The sequence below is a fragment of the Gemmatimonadota bacterium genome, from assembly GCA_026705765.1.
GTDB lineage: Bacteria > Latescibacterota > UBA2968 > UBA2968 > UBA2968 > VXRD01.
This window is the reverse complement of sequence record JAPPAB010000128.1, coordinates 21,617-38,242: the sequence shown is the minus strand read 5'-3', so window position 1 is coordinate 38,242 and position 16,626 is coordinate 21,617. Positions and strand designations below refer to the sequence as shown.

The following is a 16,626-nucleotide window of genomic DNA, read 5'->3' as shown; positions in this document are numbered from 1 at the left end:
AGGCGGAGCAGCGAGCTGCGAAGCCTCAATGAAGCGTAAAATTTGTCCATGTCTCCCCTGGCTGAGTGTTACAGCAAGCAATTCGCCATCAGGCGAAAGATCCCACGGACAACGACTGGTAAACTGATTGACATTCAACAAGTCATCAACAGTGAATGCTCGCGACATATTTATCTCTCCTGGGGTTTACTCCTGTATGTACTACGAAATATGAATATCCACACCATATAGCCCTAATCCCAGCTTTTCTGCGACGCGTTGGGAGGCTCTATTATCCCAAGAAGTACTATAAAGAGGGATACGACCTTGTTCTCGGACAATCCTAGCCCATCCTGTCACGACCTGAGTTGCATAGCCCTTGCCCTGATGTGACAGTAATTTTCATGAGTGATAAGTCAGAAATCATAGATTTGAGTCACGCGATAGTATCAGAGTATCTACCCCGTATTTTCCTGAATGGTTTACAGACGTCTCATTTACTCAGAGAGTTCAATAGCATCTCTGAAAATCGCTGCCGTAGTCGATATGACCTCATCCCAAAGCCTGCGTCCCAACTCGGCACTCGCCCTGGTCGCATCGCCAATGACACCAGTGTCTGAATATCTTGTGAAATCGAGATGCGGATCATCCCAATTCACTTCTCTGGAACGGGATGAAGGGATACTTCCGAGTCTAACCGTGTCCGGGCGTTGATACATAGCAATTGAGGTCGTAAAACTATCGGCATGACCACCGGGAACGCTGGGATCAGCTACGCGGCACCAAATGTCATGATATGGCAGGGGTGGAAGACAAGCTTTGCATCCCGGATGGAATTTCGCGTTGAACCTATCCACCGCCTCCTGCAATCGATGCTCACCGCAGCCGCGCCAGACAACAACAGTGCCAAAGCCCTGTTCTGCCAGCGATTCAAGGACGAAATAGACATACGCTTCATGAACAACGTGCGGGATGTTGACATATCCCGAGCCAAAGCCCCGATGTTCGGGCGTGGGTCCAAATGGCATGGCTGGCAAAACCAGAGCACGTACATCGTGACAGCGTGCCGCATAATGCGCTGCTTCCAATGCAACAGCTTCCGCAAACCACGTGTCGAAATCTACCGGCAAATGTGGACCCTGTTGCTCAGTGCATCCTGTGGGCACAATCGCCAGGCATCCGGCATCAACCAGATCCTTGATTTCTAAGTACGTATAATCAGTAAATTTATGGGATTTCATTTTGAAATGACAATACGATCTAATTCTTTTTTGTTTTTTAGCCGAGGCGCGTTATGCTTTCAATTATCCCACAGAAAAATGCAATTTCTTTCCAATTGCTTTTGCATACTTTCCCAAAGTTGACAGCCTGATGTCTTTCGCATGGTTTTCTATTCTTGAAATCGCAGATTTCTTGGTATTCAGTTTCTGTGCCACCTCTTCCTGGGTTAGACCAGCCTCCTCTCGAGCTTGTCGAAGGAGAACACCAATCTTAAATTCCAAATAACCAGCTTCGTAATTCTCGGCAAATTCGGGATCTCTTGCCTTGCGTTTCTCAACATACTTTTTTAAATCGCTCATCGTTTTTTCCTCCTGAAATAATCCCGTTTTCTCTGTTCTGCCAGACGAATATCTGACCTTGGAATCTTCTGTGTCTTCTTGGCAAAGGCATGGTTGAGAACCACCAACTTTGGACCATCAAAAAATGACAGGAGCCTGAACATATCTCTACCAATGTTGACACGAACCTCCCAGATGTCATCCGTACCGACCAGTTTCTTGAAGTATTGTTGGGGAACAATCTCCAATTCCTCAATCAATCCCAATGTCCAAGTGGCTTTAGCACCTTGCCTCGCAGTCAGGGAATCCAAAAATTGTTCTACAGGACAATGCCCTGACGCTGTACGATAAAAGGTGATTTCTCTCATATTTAAAAGTTAACGAATATGTTACCAAAAATAAAGGAAAATAACATTTATCTTTCGGGGCACAATTTCACTATCCCCGACAATTATGTGCTGTTACGCGATGTGCATATTTCTCAAATCTTTCCTTCATTGACCAAACCAATAGCAGAAGGTCCTGTTTGTACCTTGTAATAGGTCCTTGTCTTGTCCGCGAAGTAATCCTTGATACGTTCGACCTGCTTTGGAGACGTATTGCTCGGAATACAATCTAAATGAAAATACTCAATCTGGTCCGCCTCATCGGTAAGCTGGATTGTGCCCCCTATAACCTGGCAAAAGAATGACAACACGATCTCATTCTTATCTGTTTTACTGTACACCCCACTGAGATGGACGGGCACAGCTTTCAAACCCGTTTCTTCTTCTATCTCTCGCACCAGAGCAGCCCACGGACTCTCGCCTGCCTCAACGCCACCACCCGGCAAATTCCACAAATCGAAGTCGCGTCGGTGGCACAACAAGACGCGGTCTTTGTCATCGGTAATAATCCCAAAAACTCCGATAGTGAACACGATCAAATCCCTCTTCTGATATATCGGACATATCCCAACTCGGCCTCAGAGATATCCAACCCTTCGAGTTCACCTATTGGGACAAATGTCGCGTCCTCCTCATAGTCATCATCGCACATCAAATCTGGCACATGTTTGGAAGCGCGGGCGGTATAAATAATTTGAAAAAAGTGAGGGAGATATGGGAACTGGAATCCAGGCGGCTTCGGCTTGAGATGTTCCAGATGGATGAACCCCAGGCGTGAGATAGATTCAATCGTCCAGCCTGTCTCTTCTGCAACTTCGCGGCGAAGTGTTTGTTCAAAAGTCTCTCCCTCTTCGCGACGACCACCAGGCAAAATGTGGTTGCCCTTGCGATTCCTGAGTGCCAAAACAGAATCATTCTGAAAGACGAGACATCGAACAGAGGTTACTAACTCCTCTGGTGGCTGTTCACCGGAACAAAAATAACGCACGCGCAAAGGCATCGTCCCATTTGCCCACAGAGCCTCTGTCTCGTGAAAAGGAGTTTTACCCTTCAAAAACATCTGTATATCTTCACTACTATTCAATGCTGTCTATTCCTTCAAAATCGAGATATAAACGACTGGGTTGAATACCCGTATTATTTTGATACTTTCCACTTTTGTAGGTCTCGAAATCGCCATCCAGCGTATGATAGTAAATCTGGCAGATTTCCACATTTGGATAGACTCGAACGGGCCGAATACAGAACATCTCCAATGTCCAGTACCCGGCAAAGCCCACATCACCGAAACCTGCGGTTATGTGTACAAACAACCCCAATCTACCCACAGATGACCGCCCCTCAAGCATGGGGACATAATTATCCGTTCTGGTAAATTCAACTGTCCTGCCAAGATAGAGCGTTTGGGGTTGCATCTCGTACCCATCATCTGGAATCTGAATAGATCGCGTGCGATTTTTCTCTTTCATATCGAGAACGCCATCCTCGTATATCATGAGTTCATTGGCAAGTGACAGGTTATAGCTATTGGGATTGAGCCTGGCAGGATCGAATGGCTCAATAATGATGTCCTTTCCCATTTGCTCATGAATCATTTTTCCCGATAAAATCATAACGCGCTCCCTGACTATTTTACTTCAGGTAAATCTCTATACATTATATGCATATAATCTGTAAATCCATGCTTTCTCCAAAATGAATATCCAACGGCATTCATAGAAGCCACTCGAAGTTCAACTCTGTCTATACCCAGAGACTGAAACCAATCCAACATTTCATTTAGCATCAACTCTCCAATTCCCTTTCTCCTGTGTTCAGAAGAAACAGCCAAATCTGCGATAGAACCACAGATTTGCTTGACGAATACGGGAGGATATTTGTCAATCTTTGCTGTTCCGTAGCCCAATACCTTTGTATTCTCAACCGCCATAATCACAAGGGCATCCTCAGCTTCGATCAGTCTTTCCAGATTCTTATCCATGCTCTCTTCTGCACCATCAGACAGTGTATATCTCGAATCAAACGGAACGTGAAAATCCATGAGTTCTTTCCAGATCTCCAGTATAGCGGGTATATCAGATTTCAAAGCCCTAACAACTTCCACTTTCATCCCCTCCAATATACGATGCGTCATTGACCACCTGCGTATATACGCCTGTTTTTGAAACCTCTGAAATTACAAAATCGAGAAAATCTATAGCCTCTTGTCTCGCGTCCAATTCAATACCGTATTGCCATTCCAGAGCATTCCCTACCAGATCACCCCACCTATCTCCACAGTTCTCCTGCACCCATGACGCAGCCATCTTCTTAGAACCAACAACGGAGCAAATCACAGTGTGCAGTATTCGACATAGATTTAGAATGAAATACGCTTCATGGTGGCTATCCCCAAAATATTCCGGATTGGATTTTTTCGGTGCCCATTCCTGAAACAAATCGCGAACGCAGGCTTTCCGCACATCCTCAACATCAACCGGGGGCGACAGCTTCGTAAAACTCGGACCAAATAGCGCGATGGAATGGCTATAAAGAAAATATTTGTTGATTATCCATTCATTCCCATAGGGTGCCTCTGCATAAAGGGTACAATCACCACCCCAGTACCACGGTCTCGGCTCCGTTGGAGGCATAACACAAGGGAGCATATCGACAGATGTGTAAGAACACTCTAACCGCCGCGCCCATTTCTCGAACTTCTCTTCCATCTCTCTGTGCAAACGCCCAATGGAATCGAGTTCACTTCGAGAAACAGGTCGATGCACAATCACCGTAATATCAATATCACTGCTATAGTAGTTAAACGCCCCATGGGACAGCGAGCCAGTTAGATATATCCCGAGTACATTTTTTTCGAGAGCAGGAAAAACGCGTTTAACAAAAAAATCTATAATCTCGTTCACATCGGGATATTTCGTAAGATTGCTTGTAATCATAGATTTATTTTGACCTATTCTCTTCCAGCCAGCCGACTGTGAAATCCACCACATCGCGTTGTGGCATGAGTTGGCAACTCGCGAGACCAACCTTGCCTTGACGCACCACATTCCCCGCGTCCGACCGCAAAAAATCCTCACCGATGCGATCAAAATCCGAACTATCTGGTTCAACTTCTTCAAAGGTAGTCCACGTCCTTAAACCCGACTCAGAAATCGGTGCGCTATCCTGAACAATGCGCTTAGTAGAAAAATTCGCCCGATATTCCGCAAGATGCATAGACGTATTATTTTTATGCCCCACACCGAGAAGCAGGACAAAACCGTGCAAATCGTAAATTCTCGCAAGCGGCGAATCCTCGCCCATGCCAAAAGACAGTGAATGGTTATTCACGACATACGATGCTTGAGGCCCACATGCACAAAACGAGACCTGCGGATGTGAACTGCGGAAAACCCCTCTCTCCCTGCGAAATGTCTCCGCAATAATGCCCATAGCGCGAGTTGGCGTAAGCACCGGATCGTAAGCTGGCATAGTCTCGCGTATCACCGGCCACCACGACTCAGGAACGGGCGGACTTTTCCACTTGCTCGGCTCGCTCAGACCGGTTGAGTGCGCGGGCATCACAAGCGTTCCTGTAGAACCCAGAACTTTTTGGAGCGCAATAACAACCGCCACGGCACCTCCGCACACCCATCCCATCGCGCTCAAAGACGAATGCACCAACACGACCATCCCCGGTCTAATGCCAAGCGTGCGAAGATCCGTCTGCAACGAATCAATCGTAGCGGGCGTTTTTGTCTTTTCAACAACCTTGCCTTCACTCATTATGCGTCACCTATTTCGCTGCAATCGCGACCATCTCTACAAGTGTATCTCCCTCCAGCTCGACCTCCACACAGGCGCGCTGGGGCCAATTGTCGGCACCAATCCAGGCGTCCCAAACCGCGTTCAGGATGGGTTTCTTTGACATATCCGTGATATAGATCGTGACAGAAAGAAGACAAGACTTATCGGTTTCAGCCTCGGCGAGATTCGCATCCAGCTGTTCAAGTGCCTGCTGGGTCTGGCTCTTGAAATCTGCAGACACATCCGGTGCGGTGACAACCGTATAGACGACGCCATTGTGCTCAACGGACTTGCTGCGACCAAATGCTTTTCCCGGGTATCGTATGATAGTCATAAATGCTCCTATAGATAGCGTTTTACAACATCAAATTCACTGATCTTGTGACACTTCTATCAACAAGATGGTTTCTGTGGTACACGCGATAAGTTTTTTGGGAGGGACGGCGCGATTGGCGTAAGAGCCTGCGGATTGCCGAACCTGACCGAAAGATAAGAGAAAGGTTGAGTGGGCTGAGTAAGGAAAGGATTGGGAATGGGTGTATTACATCTCCTTCTGGTATGTAATACCAGCCTCTTTCTCGTTTTTATTTTCGGCAAATGACAAAGTGTTCCATCCAGAAATGCCAGATATAATCTACGGAACGAAAGCCCGCCTCTTTTAGCCATTCAACCTGAGAAGAAAAACGAGAGATCCGATCCCTCTCCGGACTGTCTTCATCTACCTCTTCAATAATCTCACGCACCCGATTCACCTCTTCAATATCAATCCCAGCTTCTTCGAACCTCTCCTCTCGGCGAAGATTGAGCCGCCTTCGCCCCAACTTATAAACATCGTCATCAAAACGCGTGGACATGGCATCGATCAAAAAGAACCAGCCTCCCGTCTCAAGCACATCGTAAATCTGCCTGAATATGCGAGCCTTATTCTCATCTGTAAGATGATGGATAGTCGAAAACGATGCAACAAACTGGAAGGACCCCAAACCTTCTGGCAGCCCCTCATTGAGATCTCTCTGAAGAAACGCTACGCGATCTGAATGCGTGCCCATTTTCCGAGCCGCAAACCTCATCATCTCATCCGAAAAATCGATAGCCACACACGTTGCTTTCGGATATTTCATCAAAACACAATTGAGAAATATACCCGTTCCACATCCCAAATCGAGCATCCGAAATTCCGTCTGGTCATCAAAAGGAATAAAATCCATAGCCAGACTGTGATAAAAATCAAACATCTCAATCCGAACTGGCTGCAGGCGATCATACGCCTCAGCACGGGTTGAGAACTGAACACTTTGAGATTTCTGATTTTTTTGATTATTCATCTTTTCGGCCATCATACTTCCTTATTTTTAATTTTTTTAAATTTGACACGTACCGTTCTGCTTGATCACAAAACGCGAGATAATCTTCAGTTGTAATTGCTTCGGATTTGCGGATCTCGAACGCTCTATGAGCAAAATGATCTTTTCGATCTTTTAGATGATCAATAAGCCCTTCGTATGATGGAGTGAATTTAAACCCATACGCTACTTCTGCCTCTACGAATGCCAGATGCAGCACCTGTTTGGCAAATGCTTGTGGGGAGAGCCTGAGCCTTCCATTCTTACGACGGATGCTTTTAATACTGCGCTTGATGCCAATGAAATGGATGCCTGCTTCCTCTTTTGGTGGATAGGGCTTGATGGGAAAAGTAGTAAAATTGAATTTTATTCCCCATAAATGCATATAGAATGGTAATCGTTTTATCATTATGCGGATTGGAATCCAAGATGTTGCATTGCCCTTTTGAATGCCTCCTTTGAGTTCGGAAATGGTAATCCCTCTAAAGCAAGATTTGATACCAACTTCAGGTTCAACAGACTCATCGAAATAGCTATTGAGATGGTCTTCTTCACAAAAATCAAACGTCTTCGCTACTATTCCAAGCAGATCTATATCGCTGGAAGATAGTCGGTCAGAAGTCAAAAAAGTGCCCCCGAGATACAGGGCAAGCAAACCTCTCTTATGCAACTTTGAAACAGTTGCTTCTGATACTCGATTGATAATAGCATGATGAAGAGCATCTTTTGGGGAATTTGTTGACACTCGGGACATTTATTCTCAATGCTGACAAAATTGAGTATGATTATGAAGCTGACTGACGTAATCACCCAAAGTTACTTTGAAAACAGCAGACAGGCATCTACTCTGCTTACGGAATCTTGTGGCTGACGGCTTGACAGCGCGCGAAGTTTGGCGTGATCAATAGGACATCTATACCACTTGACCCGAAAATTTTTTCGCACATCGGCAAGAGGTCAATAGTTCGCGCCCATATCTTTTCTCCTTCTTTTTTCACACAGCAGGATTTACAAAGAATCCCCACCAGACAAACCATCCGATGGGGATCAACTAAAAGAGACGCCTTATTCTGACGAAGATATCGAGATTTGTGGAGGAGCAGAATCACGCAACTTTAGAAATGATTCAATTTGCTTCGAGTATGTGGCATTGAAAGACTGTAAATACGCTAAATATCTGTGCAGATCATGGTCGCATTCCTCTGACATTCTCTTGCGACTCTCTCGTATGCTGTCAATCAATTTTTGATAGGCGTCCATAACTATTCACCTCCCATCAGTTCCAGAGGCGTTGTCAAAATTGGCACATGTAGGCCCAACAATGCATTGATGCGACGAATATGTCCAAACTTGTTGGCATTGGCAAGATGCTCACAGTTCCAAGTGAGAAGATAATCAAATTTATGAAACGATGCCAGAGCAAGGTGTAAAGCATCTCCAAGAGGATTACGTGGCATCAGATGATGCTGAATATAGACCTCCACAATCTCACCGATCTCATCCCCAGGCGGAATTGCTGGCAAAGTAAGTGCCAAATTTAAAGCTTCATCTCGGTGTGGCAGTTTACCGATATCCAATTCAGCCAGAACGGCTGTGCTGGTCGAGATGAGATAATAGTGGCGATGCCTATCCCACCACTGACGTGTCCAGTCCCGCATCGCAATCGCTGCTGGATCAGTGCGACGCTCATAGTAGAAACTGAATATCGATGTCTCAATGTAAACAGTTTGTTCCACAATCTGCTTGCTCCGCTTTAATATACCGCTCACCAGTTTTTTTTACCATCGGACCAGTCACCCCATTGATAACATCCAGAGCCGCTTTCACCTCACACCACGGAACCTCATGGGGCAGCCTATTCGACAGAGCGGCTCTTGCCGCACAAACCCCAGCAGCCTGACCCATTGCCACGGCATTGCCAGTCACCCGATAACTCGAATGCGCTATAAAATCACCACTAATGCAACGCCCCGCCATCAGCAAGCCATCGACATCCCGCGCGATCAGCGCCCTGAGAGGGATATCATAGGGCTGTGACCGGTGTGGCTTCGCCTCCACAATCTTCGTTTTTTTCGGATCAGTCGAATGCACATCAATCCCCATCGTAACCCGACAAACTGCGTCCTCGAACCGCGCACCCCGCAGAAGATCCTCCCCCGTCACCTCATACCGTCCGTGAATCCGCCGCCCCTCCCGAACACCAATCTGCGCGCCCGTTGCCACCACGCGCATATCCGACCACACACCGCCGTGCGCCCGCAGGGCAACCACCTGTATATGAATCTCCCGGCGCGCGCGAATCATCGCCTCTGTAATCGCATTGGCATCGTCGCATTTCACGCCGTACTGGTGATTCGCCATCAACGCGAACAAATTATCCCTGATCCGAAATAACGTCGGATGACCATACGAAGGCGAAACACCGATCTCCTCCATCAGCGCGCTCAACCTCTGCTTCGGCTCTACCATAGACCCGCCCACGTAAGGTTCAATCTCATCGAACTGCAACCCCGTAATCAGCGCCATCAAACTCATCGGCTGGACATCCCCGGTCTCTGGATGACCGACATCAAACCCACATCCGCAAAGCGCCCCCAGATCGCCGTCGCCAGTCGCATCGACAAAAACCTTCGCATGCCACGCCTCTCGTCCACTTTTGGACTCCGTAATCACGACCGAAAGCCTGTTCTCGCTATCCCGCGCTGCGCCAACCACGCGCGTCAACAGCCGAATCTCAACACCTGCCTCGCCACACATCTCGTCGAGAAGCAACTTCATCTCTTCGACATCATACGCGTAGTTCTTTCCTTCAGGAGCGCGAAGCCTGCGCGCATCCCGCGCATCGAGCCGAGACGTAATCTCCGCCATAATGCCGGGCTTATCCGCCGAATCGATAATCCAACTCAACGCACCCGTCGTCCACACGCCCCCCAGGCTGCCGTGCAACTCAATCAGCCGAGTCCTGGCACCCTGCCGCGCACACGCAATCGCAGCGGCAATACCAGCCGGCCCCCCGCCACAAACGACCACATCCACATCTTCCACAATCGGAGTATCTCTTTTTTCTTCTCTATGGGTCAACATGACGCCCTCCCATTCAACTACAGTACCTCTCCAACCACGACAACATCCTATCGAGATATTCCACATGCAGCGCCGGATGTCCGCTCCTCCTGAACCCGTGAGACGACTTTGGAAAGCGCACAAACTCCACCGTCTTACCCTGGCGCTTCAGCGCGACAAAAAACTGCTCGGCCTGCTCGATTGGACAGCGGTAGTCCTCCTCTCCGTGCATCAGCAACACCGGCGTCTGAACCTCAGATGCATACGTCAACGGCGACCGCTCCACCAGAGCTTCCACATTCTCCAGAACCGAACCCTGCCACTGATTCTCTCCAAACGACACCCCGATATCCGACGTACCGTACATACTGTGCAAATTGATACACGGAGCACCGACCACCGCCGCCTTGAACCGATGGTCGTGACCGACGATCCAGCTACTCATAAAACCGCCATAACTATAGCCGTGAACCCCCAACCTGTCCGCATCCACATAGGACCGCTCGCACAGCAAGTCAACCCCCGCCATCAAATCCAGAAAATCTTCTCCCCCCCAATCTCCCAGCACCATCTTCAGAAACTCCGGACCATAAGACGACGATCCCCTCGGATTCACAGCCAGCACAATATAGCCCGCGCCCGCCAAAACCTGATGCGTAACATCGTACGAATCCGAAAATCGCCCATTTGGTCCCCCGTGAATATCCAGCACCAGCGGATAGGACCCTCCCTCGTCGAAATCCTGAGGAAACAGCACCCGCGCCTGAATCGTCTCCCCACCCCGCTCGAACACCAACTTCTCCACAGGCGCACCGGGATGAGCCTCCAAAAACCCGGCATTCACAGCCGTCAATGCGCGTTGACGCCGCGCACCCACATCCATCACCACCACATCGCACGGACACACAGGCGAAGTCATCACCATAGCCACCCGCGCACCCGCACGGTCAACCGACAAACCAGTACAAACCTGACCACCCCCATCCACAACTTCGGTCTGCAAAGAAGGATCATCGGGATTCACCCGACACAAAAAAGATTCACCCGCCCTATCACCAATAAACAATATCCCATCCCTCGGCGTCCAGCACCGCGGCGCAAGAGGTTGCACAACCGTATAAACATCACCCTCCAAATACACCGGCAATTCGTCTTCCTCCAGCACAAACAACCACGACTGCCTTGAATCCCACACATCCGCGTCGTGAGAACCCGCAACCACCAGCCGCTCTCCATCCGGCGACCACGCTACGGACTCCGCGCGGCTCAACCCCAGCGACCAGCACCGCGACCTCCCACTCGTCTTGTCCATCACATGGACCTCTGAACCCCGCATAAAATCGCGCCCTTCAACGCAATCCGTCACAAAAGCAATGCGGCTCCCATCGGGTGACCACGCCGGTGCTCCGTGGTCGCCTTCCCCCTCCGTAATCTGCTCAGCCTCACCCGTTACGGCATCCACCACAAACAACTGCGAAAATGCATCGCCTCGCCAGCCACCCTCGTCATCGCGATACCGCACGCGACGGGCGACCTGCGTCCTCAGCGCCTTCTCCTCGTCTTCTACCTCGCGATCTGGATCCACGCGCGACACAACGACAAACGCCGAACCATCGGGAGACCACGCCATATCCTTCACACCATCGGGAAGCGCCGTCACCTGCCTCGCATCCCCACCATCGACCGGCATCACCCAAACCTGCTTTTTATCGTCCTCTCCCGAACGCAAAAAAGCCAGCGTCTTCCCATCAGCCGAAAGTCTGGGCGCTGTATCTCCTTTTCCCACATCGACAGCATCCCCACCCGCAAGCGACTGCATCGCGATCCGCGGTTCCCGCTTCATCGTCTCCCTGTTGATCTCCTGCCGCACGAAAACCACAGCCGACCCATCCCCCGCTATCTCCACTGCCGATACTTCGATCAAATCGTATGTATGCTCAGGTTTAATTGGCGACATATCTATCTCCCACGCGACGTATAAACGCGACCGCCCTTGACAACCGCAACCGGCACCAGATTCTGCCGACCCATTCGAACTTCTCCACGCGAATCCTCAAGCCGAAACGCCCCTTCCCGCAACTCAAACACCACAGCATCTCCAAACGCCCCTTTCGCCAGCGTCCCCACCTCGCCCTTCATCCCAATCACCTCAGCAGGCACAGACGTCACGCGCGAGATCGCCTCTTCCATCGACAGACCCAGGTGCAAAAACTTTGTCACCACAGATGCGAGATCGTAAACAGGACCATTTACATTGTAAATATGCAGATCTGATGAAATCGTAGTCGGCAGAACATCCTGTGACATCGCCGCCTCGACAATCCCCCACGAAAAAGACCCCGCCCCGTGTCCCACATCAAACACAACGCCCCGCTCAATCGCATCCAGAACCGAATCTCGGATGCGACCTTCGCCATCGAGAATCCCGCACGGAAAGTCGTGAAAACAGTGCGTTAAAATATCTCCACCCTTCATCACCTTCAAAATATCGTCAATCGAATCGCACCACGCATCTTGCGGATGCACCATAATCGGCAATCCAGCCGCATCTGCCGCCTCTCTCGCTCTGTGCAAAGGCAACATCCCGGACCGCTCGCTGACAATACTATTCCGCGTCAGCCGAACCTTCACCCCGAGAACAATATCGCGGTGCTGTTCAATCATGCGACAGGCCTTATCGACATCCGCGTATTCGGGAATCTCGAACTCGCCAATCTCGGCAGTCAGCATACCCTGAGACGAGATATTCATCTGCGCCAAAATCCGCGTCTCGCTCACATCAATCACATACTTCCGGAACCCCGGAAAAATATCTGCACCCGCAGACCCCGCATCGACCACAGTCGTCGCACCTCGCGCAAGACACGTAGGATCGGGTTCAATGCCAAAATGGCTGACACCGGCAAACACATGAACGTGAATATCGATCAATCCCGGCGTCACCACACAACCCGCCGCGTCAATCACCTCGCGGGCATCGCCCGTATCCAGATCTTCCCCAACAGCAGCAACCAGACCTCCTGCAAACGCCACATCCCGCACGTCGCTGAGACCTTCCGCCGGATCGACCAGTATCCCGCCCTTGATGAGCAAATCGTACTTCATACCAACCCCCCCTTCTCGTGAACTCCTTCACTCACCCGGCATGTACGCGCGGCATGATCAGGCGACGATTGCGCGCCAGGGGCAAACCGGCAAAAGCGCAGCGGTTATTCCACTGATCTACAGCCGCGGCACTTTTATATTCGTTAATAATGGCGTGGCGGCCCCGCCGAGTATAGTTGTGCCCGGCCCGGTGTACCACCAGCACATGGATAATCGCCACATCGCCGGGTTGCGCGCTCAGAACAACCGGGCGTTCGGGAGCAATCAAATCATCTGCAATCGTATGGCCCTTATAGGTCGGAAACTCGCCTTCACGGTGGGAACCGGGCACCACCTCAGTCGCCCCGGCTTCAAAATCGGTGGGATCGAGATACGTGATAGCCGCAGCCAGATCTGGAATCGTATGCCGCTCGTACGGCCAATCCTGATGCCAGCTCTGCGCGCAGAAAAATCCGGGTGGTTTATTGCGGATCTTCCCATTGTGAAAATCCAGATCAGGCCCCAAAAGATCGACCATAACCGAAACAATGCGCGGCTCGGTGAACTGATCGAACCAGTAGTCATCAGCCAGCGTCTGATCCATCATACCCACCACATTCTCCGGATTAAAAGGATCGGGCTGATACCCCTCGGGCACCTCCATAAAACTGTAGCGCATATTTTGGGGGCGCCCCTCGGTGCGGACGACCAGATCGTGGAAACGGCCGCGCATCTCCTTCATTTTTCGGGAATCGTAAAAACCCTCCAAAAAGAGAAAGCCATCCTCGCCAAAAGCGCGCTTCTGCTCTGGCGTCAAAATCAACAAATCGGACATGACACAATCCTCCTATAACAACACGGGCAATAGATAAGCGATAGCAACACTAACGATCAGACCGAAAGTGATCTTTGCGAAATCGGAAAGCACCAGACGCGACACCTCCCGGCGGCTACGGTGCTTCTCGTTCCCTGCAACGGCGATCTCGCGTCCTGCCAGCAGACCAACAAAAACCCAGGTCGTACTCATCGGGAGCTTGCTAACTTCCTTAAACAGGAACAGCACAATGCCGTAAATTAAATCTACAAACGTCGCCGAACGGATATCCGTAGTATTTGTCTTCGTCAACACCACCTTCTGGATCGCACCGCCATGCGTATAAAAGATAACGGCTTGCATAGCCAGCATGGCGACAATGGATACAATGAACCATTCCACGGGTATGTCTGGGATACGAGTAACCGGGTCGCGCGGCAGGAAAACATAGATATTGGCCAGATCCTGAATCAGCCACTGGCTCCAGAGAAAACCGGTTGAACACCACTGAGCCACCACCCACCAGGGACTTTTCGGTCCCTCCGTTTGCCTGAAACGGGACTCTAACCCCCGCGTAACCAGCCTGTAAATAAAGATAGCAGCCACGAATGCCGTCGCATATCCAGCCAACGACTTGATCAGCATGCTCGGCAATGCCTTTGGTGCAAACACAGTCAGCGTCAGGAAAGTAGTACTAACCGGAATACCTCCGCGGGTCAGCAAAAGCAGTACAAAAGGCGGGATACAGTAAACCCAGTTAAAATGGTCTGGCACTGTAATCGCCGTAAGCCTCCCATACGAGACATCGCCATCATAGACCACCCACCCATACACGAGGACCACAGTCAGAATGCCGCCGCCAAAGAGCCACAGCACCCACCAGGGACGGTGAGAGTTGGAGCTGAGAAACGTCCCCAGCGTCTGAATTGCGTCGTTGCCGACAATAGAATACGCACCGAGCAAAAAGCCGATGACCATTAAAACTTCCAAACTCATAAATCCCCTCCCTATAAGGTTGTGTTAAATCCATTACCCGAGTCATGGCAGATATTCAACGAATGATTGCGATGATACGCATATCACGCAATCGAAAGATCAAATTTAACACGCGACTGATCGGGTGCAGCGGTAAATGTGACGATCGCCGTAGTACCTGTAATCTCAACGGCTCGCTGTGCGATATCCGCCTCAATCCCAATCTCGAGACCATCCAGACGCCACACATCCTCTTCGAACACAGCAACATTTGGTGAAAAAATCTCAAACACAAACTCCCGCGGATGTCCGGCCTCTGTCTGCTGCTCACCTCTAATCTCAGCCTCAATCGACAAACGCCCAGCCTCCGCCTTCGCCGCAACCTGTCCAATATGCCGCAACGCGAGCCAACCGGTCTCTCCATCTGACATGCGCCAGTGAATCGTCGCCGGATGGTATTGGAAATTGCGGCCAGAATAGCCACCCGAATCCTCTGCGCCGATCATGTAATGCTCATCCAGCCACGCGGTTGCAACGCGCTCATCCGTGATCTGTTTCTCAATACCTCGCGGACCCTCAAATACCGAGAAAGCAGCAGCGATCTCTGACGGCGCATCAACTCCCAGAATCGCAAAACAAGGTCCATAATTGAACTCCGCGTTAATCTCCTCTCCACCCGGGAACGGCGTCACCTCGCGGCCAAACGCGAGCCAGATATGCAGACTCGTAAGCGCAGTATAATGCCTCATATCCATCCCATAGCTACGCGAAAAAGGCCCGCAGAGATTGCCCAATCCCGCGTGATAATAGCGCGCAATATCCCGCCAGAGTTCTGCCTCCATATACGCACCCAATTCGTGGAGGGAACTACTCTCCAGATAGCGTCGCCAGAAACCGAGCGCGTAGAGATTCACGCCGTAATAAGTCGGTGAATTGTACTCCGCAAAAGCATTATTCTGCGCGAACAAACGATAGACCTCACCCCCAAACTCCTCCCCGTATAAAACCATCTCATCGTTACCGATACGCTTCCCAACCCACACGCACATCGCAGCCTTCATCAAAGCGATATTCGAATACGTCGGCGGACAGCGATCCGGTGGCTCGCCCACAACAGCCATCTCCAAAGACCGGATCATGCGATCAACCAACCTCTGGGGCAACCGATCCTCGTACTCCTCGAGCGCAGTCGCAAACCCAAGCCCGATAAACTGTCGCCAATTCGGATCGTAGGTCCGCCACATCACGGCATCACCCTCTGACGGATGCGGCTCGCCCACATAGCGATAAAAAGTACCGTGGTATGGCGTCCCCGGCTCATCGAACTGATTGTCGATAATCGCATCAATCGTACGGCACGCTTGCTCAACATCATCACCCCGATTGCGAAGCAGAAGCCCCACCGCGAACCAGACCGAATTCCGAACCATCAGCACCGCATCATCTTGGCGATGAGACCACAACAACGCGCTATCGGGATCCCAAAACCCCTCTGACCACTCGAGCGACTCAGTTGCGAGATATCTTGCATAAGGCGACAGATCAGATAAAGAAATTCCTTCAGACATCGCGTGTTCCCCTGTTCAAATTTGAGCTCTTCATAATATACGCTCTCATTGCAAATCCTTTACCGAAAA

At 50.3% G+C, this 16,626-nt stretch carries 19 protein-coding genes and 1 pseudogene; all 20 read right to left on the bottom strand.

The window, feature by feature from the left end; translation table 11 throughout:
• Positions 1-201: 201 nt before the first annotated feature.
• A pseudogene (locus OXH16_17105) lies at positions 202-366 on the bottom strand (GNAT family N-acetyltransferase).
• A gap of 110 nt (positions 367-476) precedes the next feature.
• The gene (locus tag OXH16_17100; GenBank protein ID MCY3683117.1) at positions 477-1,220 is read right to left on the bottom strand and encodes a creatininase family protein; all 744 of its coding nucleotides are present in this window, start codon (positions 1,218-1,220) and stop codon (positions 477-479) included.
• A gap of 63 nt (positions 1,221-1,283) precedes the next feature.
• Entirely contained in the window at positions 1,284-1,559 is a 276-nt protein-coding gene (locus OXH16_17095) for a helix-turn-helix transcriptional regulator (GenBank protein ID MCY3683116.1), read from the bottom strand.
• Positions 1,556-1,906 (bottom strand): type II toxin-antitoxin system RelE/ParE family toxin, encoded by a 351-nt coding sequence (locus OXH16_17090; GenBank protein ID MCY3683115.1) that lies wholly within the window; start codon positions 1,904-1,906, stop codon positions 1,556-1,558. Before OXH16_17090 ends, OXH16_17095 begins: the two co-directional genes overlap by 4 nt.
• Positions 1,907-2,019: 113 nt before the next feature.
• The gene (locus tag OXH16_17085; protein ID MCY3683114.1) at positions 2,020-2,457 is read right to left on the bottom strand and encodes an NUDIX domain-containing protein; all 438 of its coding nucleotides are present in this window, start codon (positions 2,455-2,457) and stop codon (positions 2,020-2,022) included.
• A gap of 2 nt (positions 2,458-2,459) precedes the next feature.
• Positions 2,460-3,008, bottom strand: a complete 549-nt coding sequence (locus OXH16_17080; protein ID MCY3683113.1) for an NUDIX hydrolase — start codon at positions 3,006-3,008, stop codon at positions 2,460-2,462.
• On the bottom strand, positions 3,001-3,537 hold the full coding sequence (gene dcd / locus OXH16_17075) for a dCTP deaminase (protein ID MCY3683112.1): 537 nt from the start codon (positions 3,535-3,537) through the stop codon (positions 3,001-3,003). Before dcd ends, OXH16_17080 begins: the two co-directional genes overlap by 8 nt.
• Positions 3,538-3,551: 14 nt before the next feature.
• The gene (locus OXH16_17070) at positions 3,552-4,034 is read right to left on the bottom strand and encodes a GNAT family N-acetyltransferase (GenBank protein ID MCY3683111.1); all 483 of its coding nucleotides are present in this window, start codon (positions 4,032-4,034) and stop codon (positions 3,552-3,554) included.
• A complete protein-coding gene (locus OXH16_17065) occupies positions 4,015-4,860 on the bottom strand; it encodes a DUF4111 domain-containing protein (protein MCY3683110.1) in 846 nt (281 codons plus the stop codon). Before OXH16_17065 ends, OXH16_17070 begins: the two co-directional genes overlap by 20 nt.
• A 4-nt stretch (positions 4,861-4,864) precedes the next feature.
• Positions 4,865-5,689, bottom strand: a complete 825-nt coding sequence (locus tag OXH16_17060; protein ID MCY3683109.1) for an AAC(3) family N-acetyltransferase — start codon at positions 5,687-5,689, stop codon at positions 4,865-4,867.
• A gap of 10 nt (positions 5,690-5,699) precedes the next feature.
• Positions 5,700-6,044 carry a RidA family protein gene (locus OXH16_17055; protein MCY3683108.1) on the bottom strand — a complete coding sequence of 115 codons (345 nt, stop codon included), beginning with the start codon at positions 6,042-6,044 and terminating at the stop codon, positions 5,700-5,702.
• 250 nt (positions 6,045-6,294) lie between these two features.
• The gene (locus OXH16_17050; protein MCY3683107.1) at positions 6,295-7,035 is read right to left on the bottom strand and encodes a class I SAM-dependent methyltransferase; all 741 of its coding nucleotides are present in this window, start codon (positions 7,033-7,035) and stop codon (positions 6,295-6,297) included.
• Positions 7,028-7,807: a hypothetical protein gene (locus OXH16_17045; protein MCY3683106.1), complete on the bottom strand. Its 780-nt coding sequence runs from the start codon at positions 7,805-7,807 to the stop codon at positions 7,028-7,030. Before OXH16_17045 ends, OXH16_17050 begins: the two co-directional genes overlap by 8 nt.
• Before the next feature lie 508 nt (positions 7,808-8,315).
• Positions 8,316-8,789: a type II toxin-antitoxin system VapC family toxin gene (locus OXH16_17040; GenBank protein MCY3683105.1), complete on the bottom strand. Its 474-nt coding sequence runs from the start codon at positions 8,787-8,789 to the stop codon at positions 8,316-8,318.
• A complete protein-coding gene (locus OXH16_17035; GenBank protein ID MCY3683104.1) occupies positions 8,767-10,137 on the bottom strand; it encodes an FAD-dependent oxidoreductase in 1,371 nt (456 codons plus the stop codon). The genes OXH16_17040 and OXH16_17035 overlap by 23 nt, the downstream gene beginning before the upstream one ends.
• A gap of 13 nt (positions 10,138-10,150) precedes the next feature.
• Entirely contained in the window at positions 10,151-12,073 is a 1,923-nt protein-coding gene (locus OXH16_17030; GenBank protein MCY3683103.1) for a S9 family peptidase, read from the bottom strand.
• A gap of 2 nt (positions 12,074-12,075) precedes the next feature.
• Entirely contained in the window at positions 12,076-13,221 is a 1,146-nt protein-coding gene (locus OXH16_17025; protein MCY3683102.1) for an amidohydrolase/deacetylase family metallohydrolase, read from the bottom strand.
• A 31-nt stretch (positions 13,222-13,252) separates the two neighbouring features.
• Complete coding sequence (locus tag OXH16_17020) at positions 13,253-14,035, bottom strand: phytanoyl-CoA dioxygenase family protein (protein MCY3683101.1); 783 nt, start codon at positions 14,033-14,035, stop codon at positions 13,253-13,255.
• A 12-nt stretch (positions 14,036-14,047) separates the two neighbouring features.
• Positions 14,048-15,010 carry a hypothetical protein gene (locus OXH16_17015; GenBank protein ID MCY3683100.1) on the bottom strand — a complete coding sequence of 321 codons (963 nt, stop codon included), beginning with the start codon at positions 15,008-15,010 and terminating at the stop codon, positions 14,048-14,050.
• 83 nt (positions 15,011-15,093) lie between these two features.
• Positions 15,094-16,557 carry a hypothetical protein gene (locus OXH16_17010; protein ID MCY3683099.1) on the bottom strand — a complete coding sequence of 488 codons (1,464 nt, stop codon included), beginning with the start codon at positions 16,555-16,557 and terminating at the stop codon, positions 15,094-15,096.
• Between the last annotated feature and the right edge of the window lie 69 nt (positions 16,558-16,626).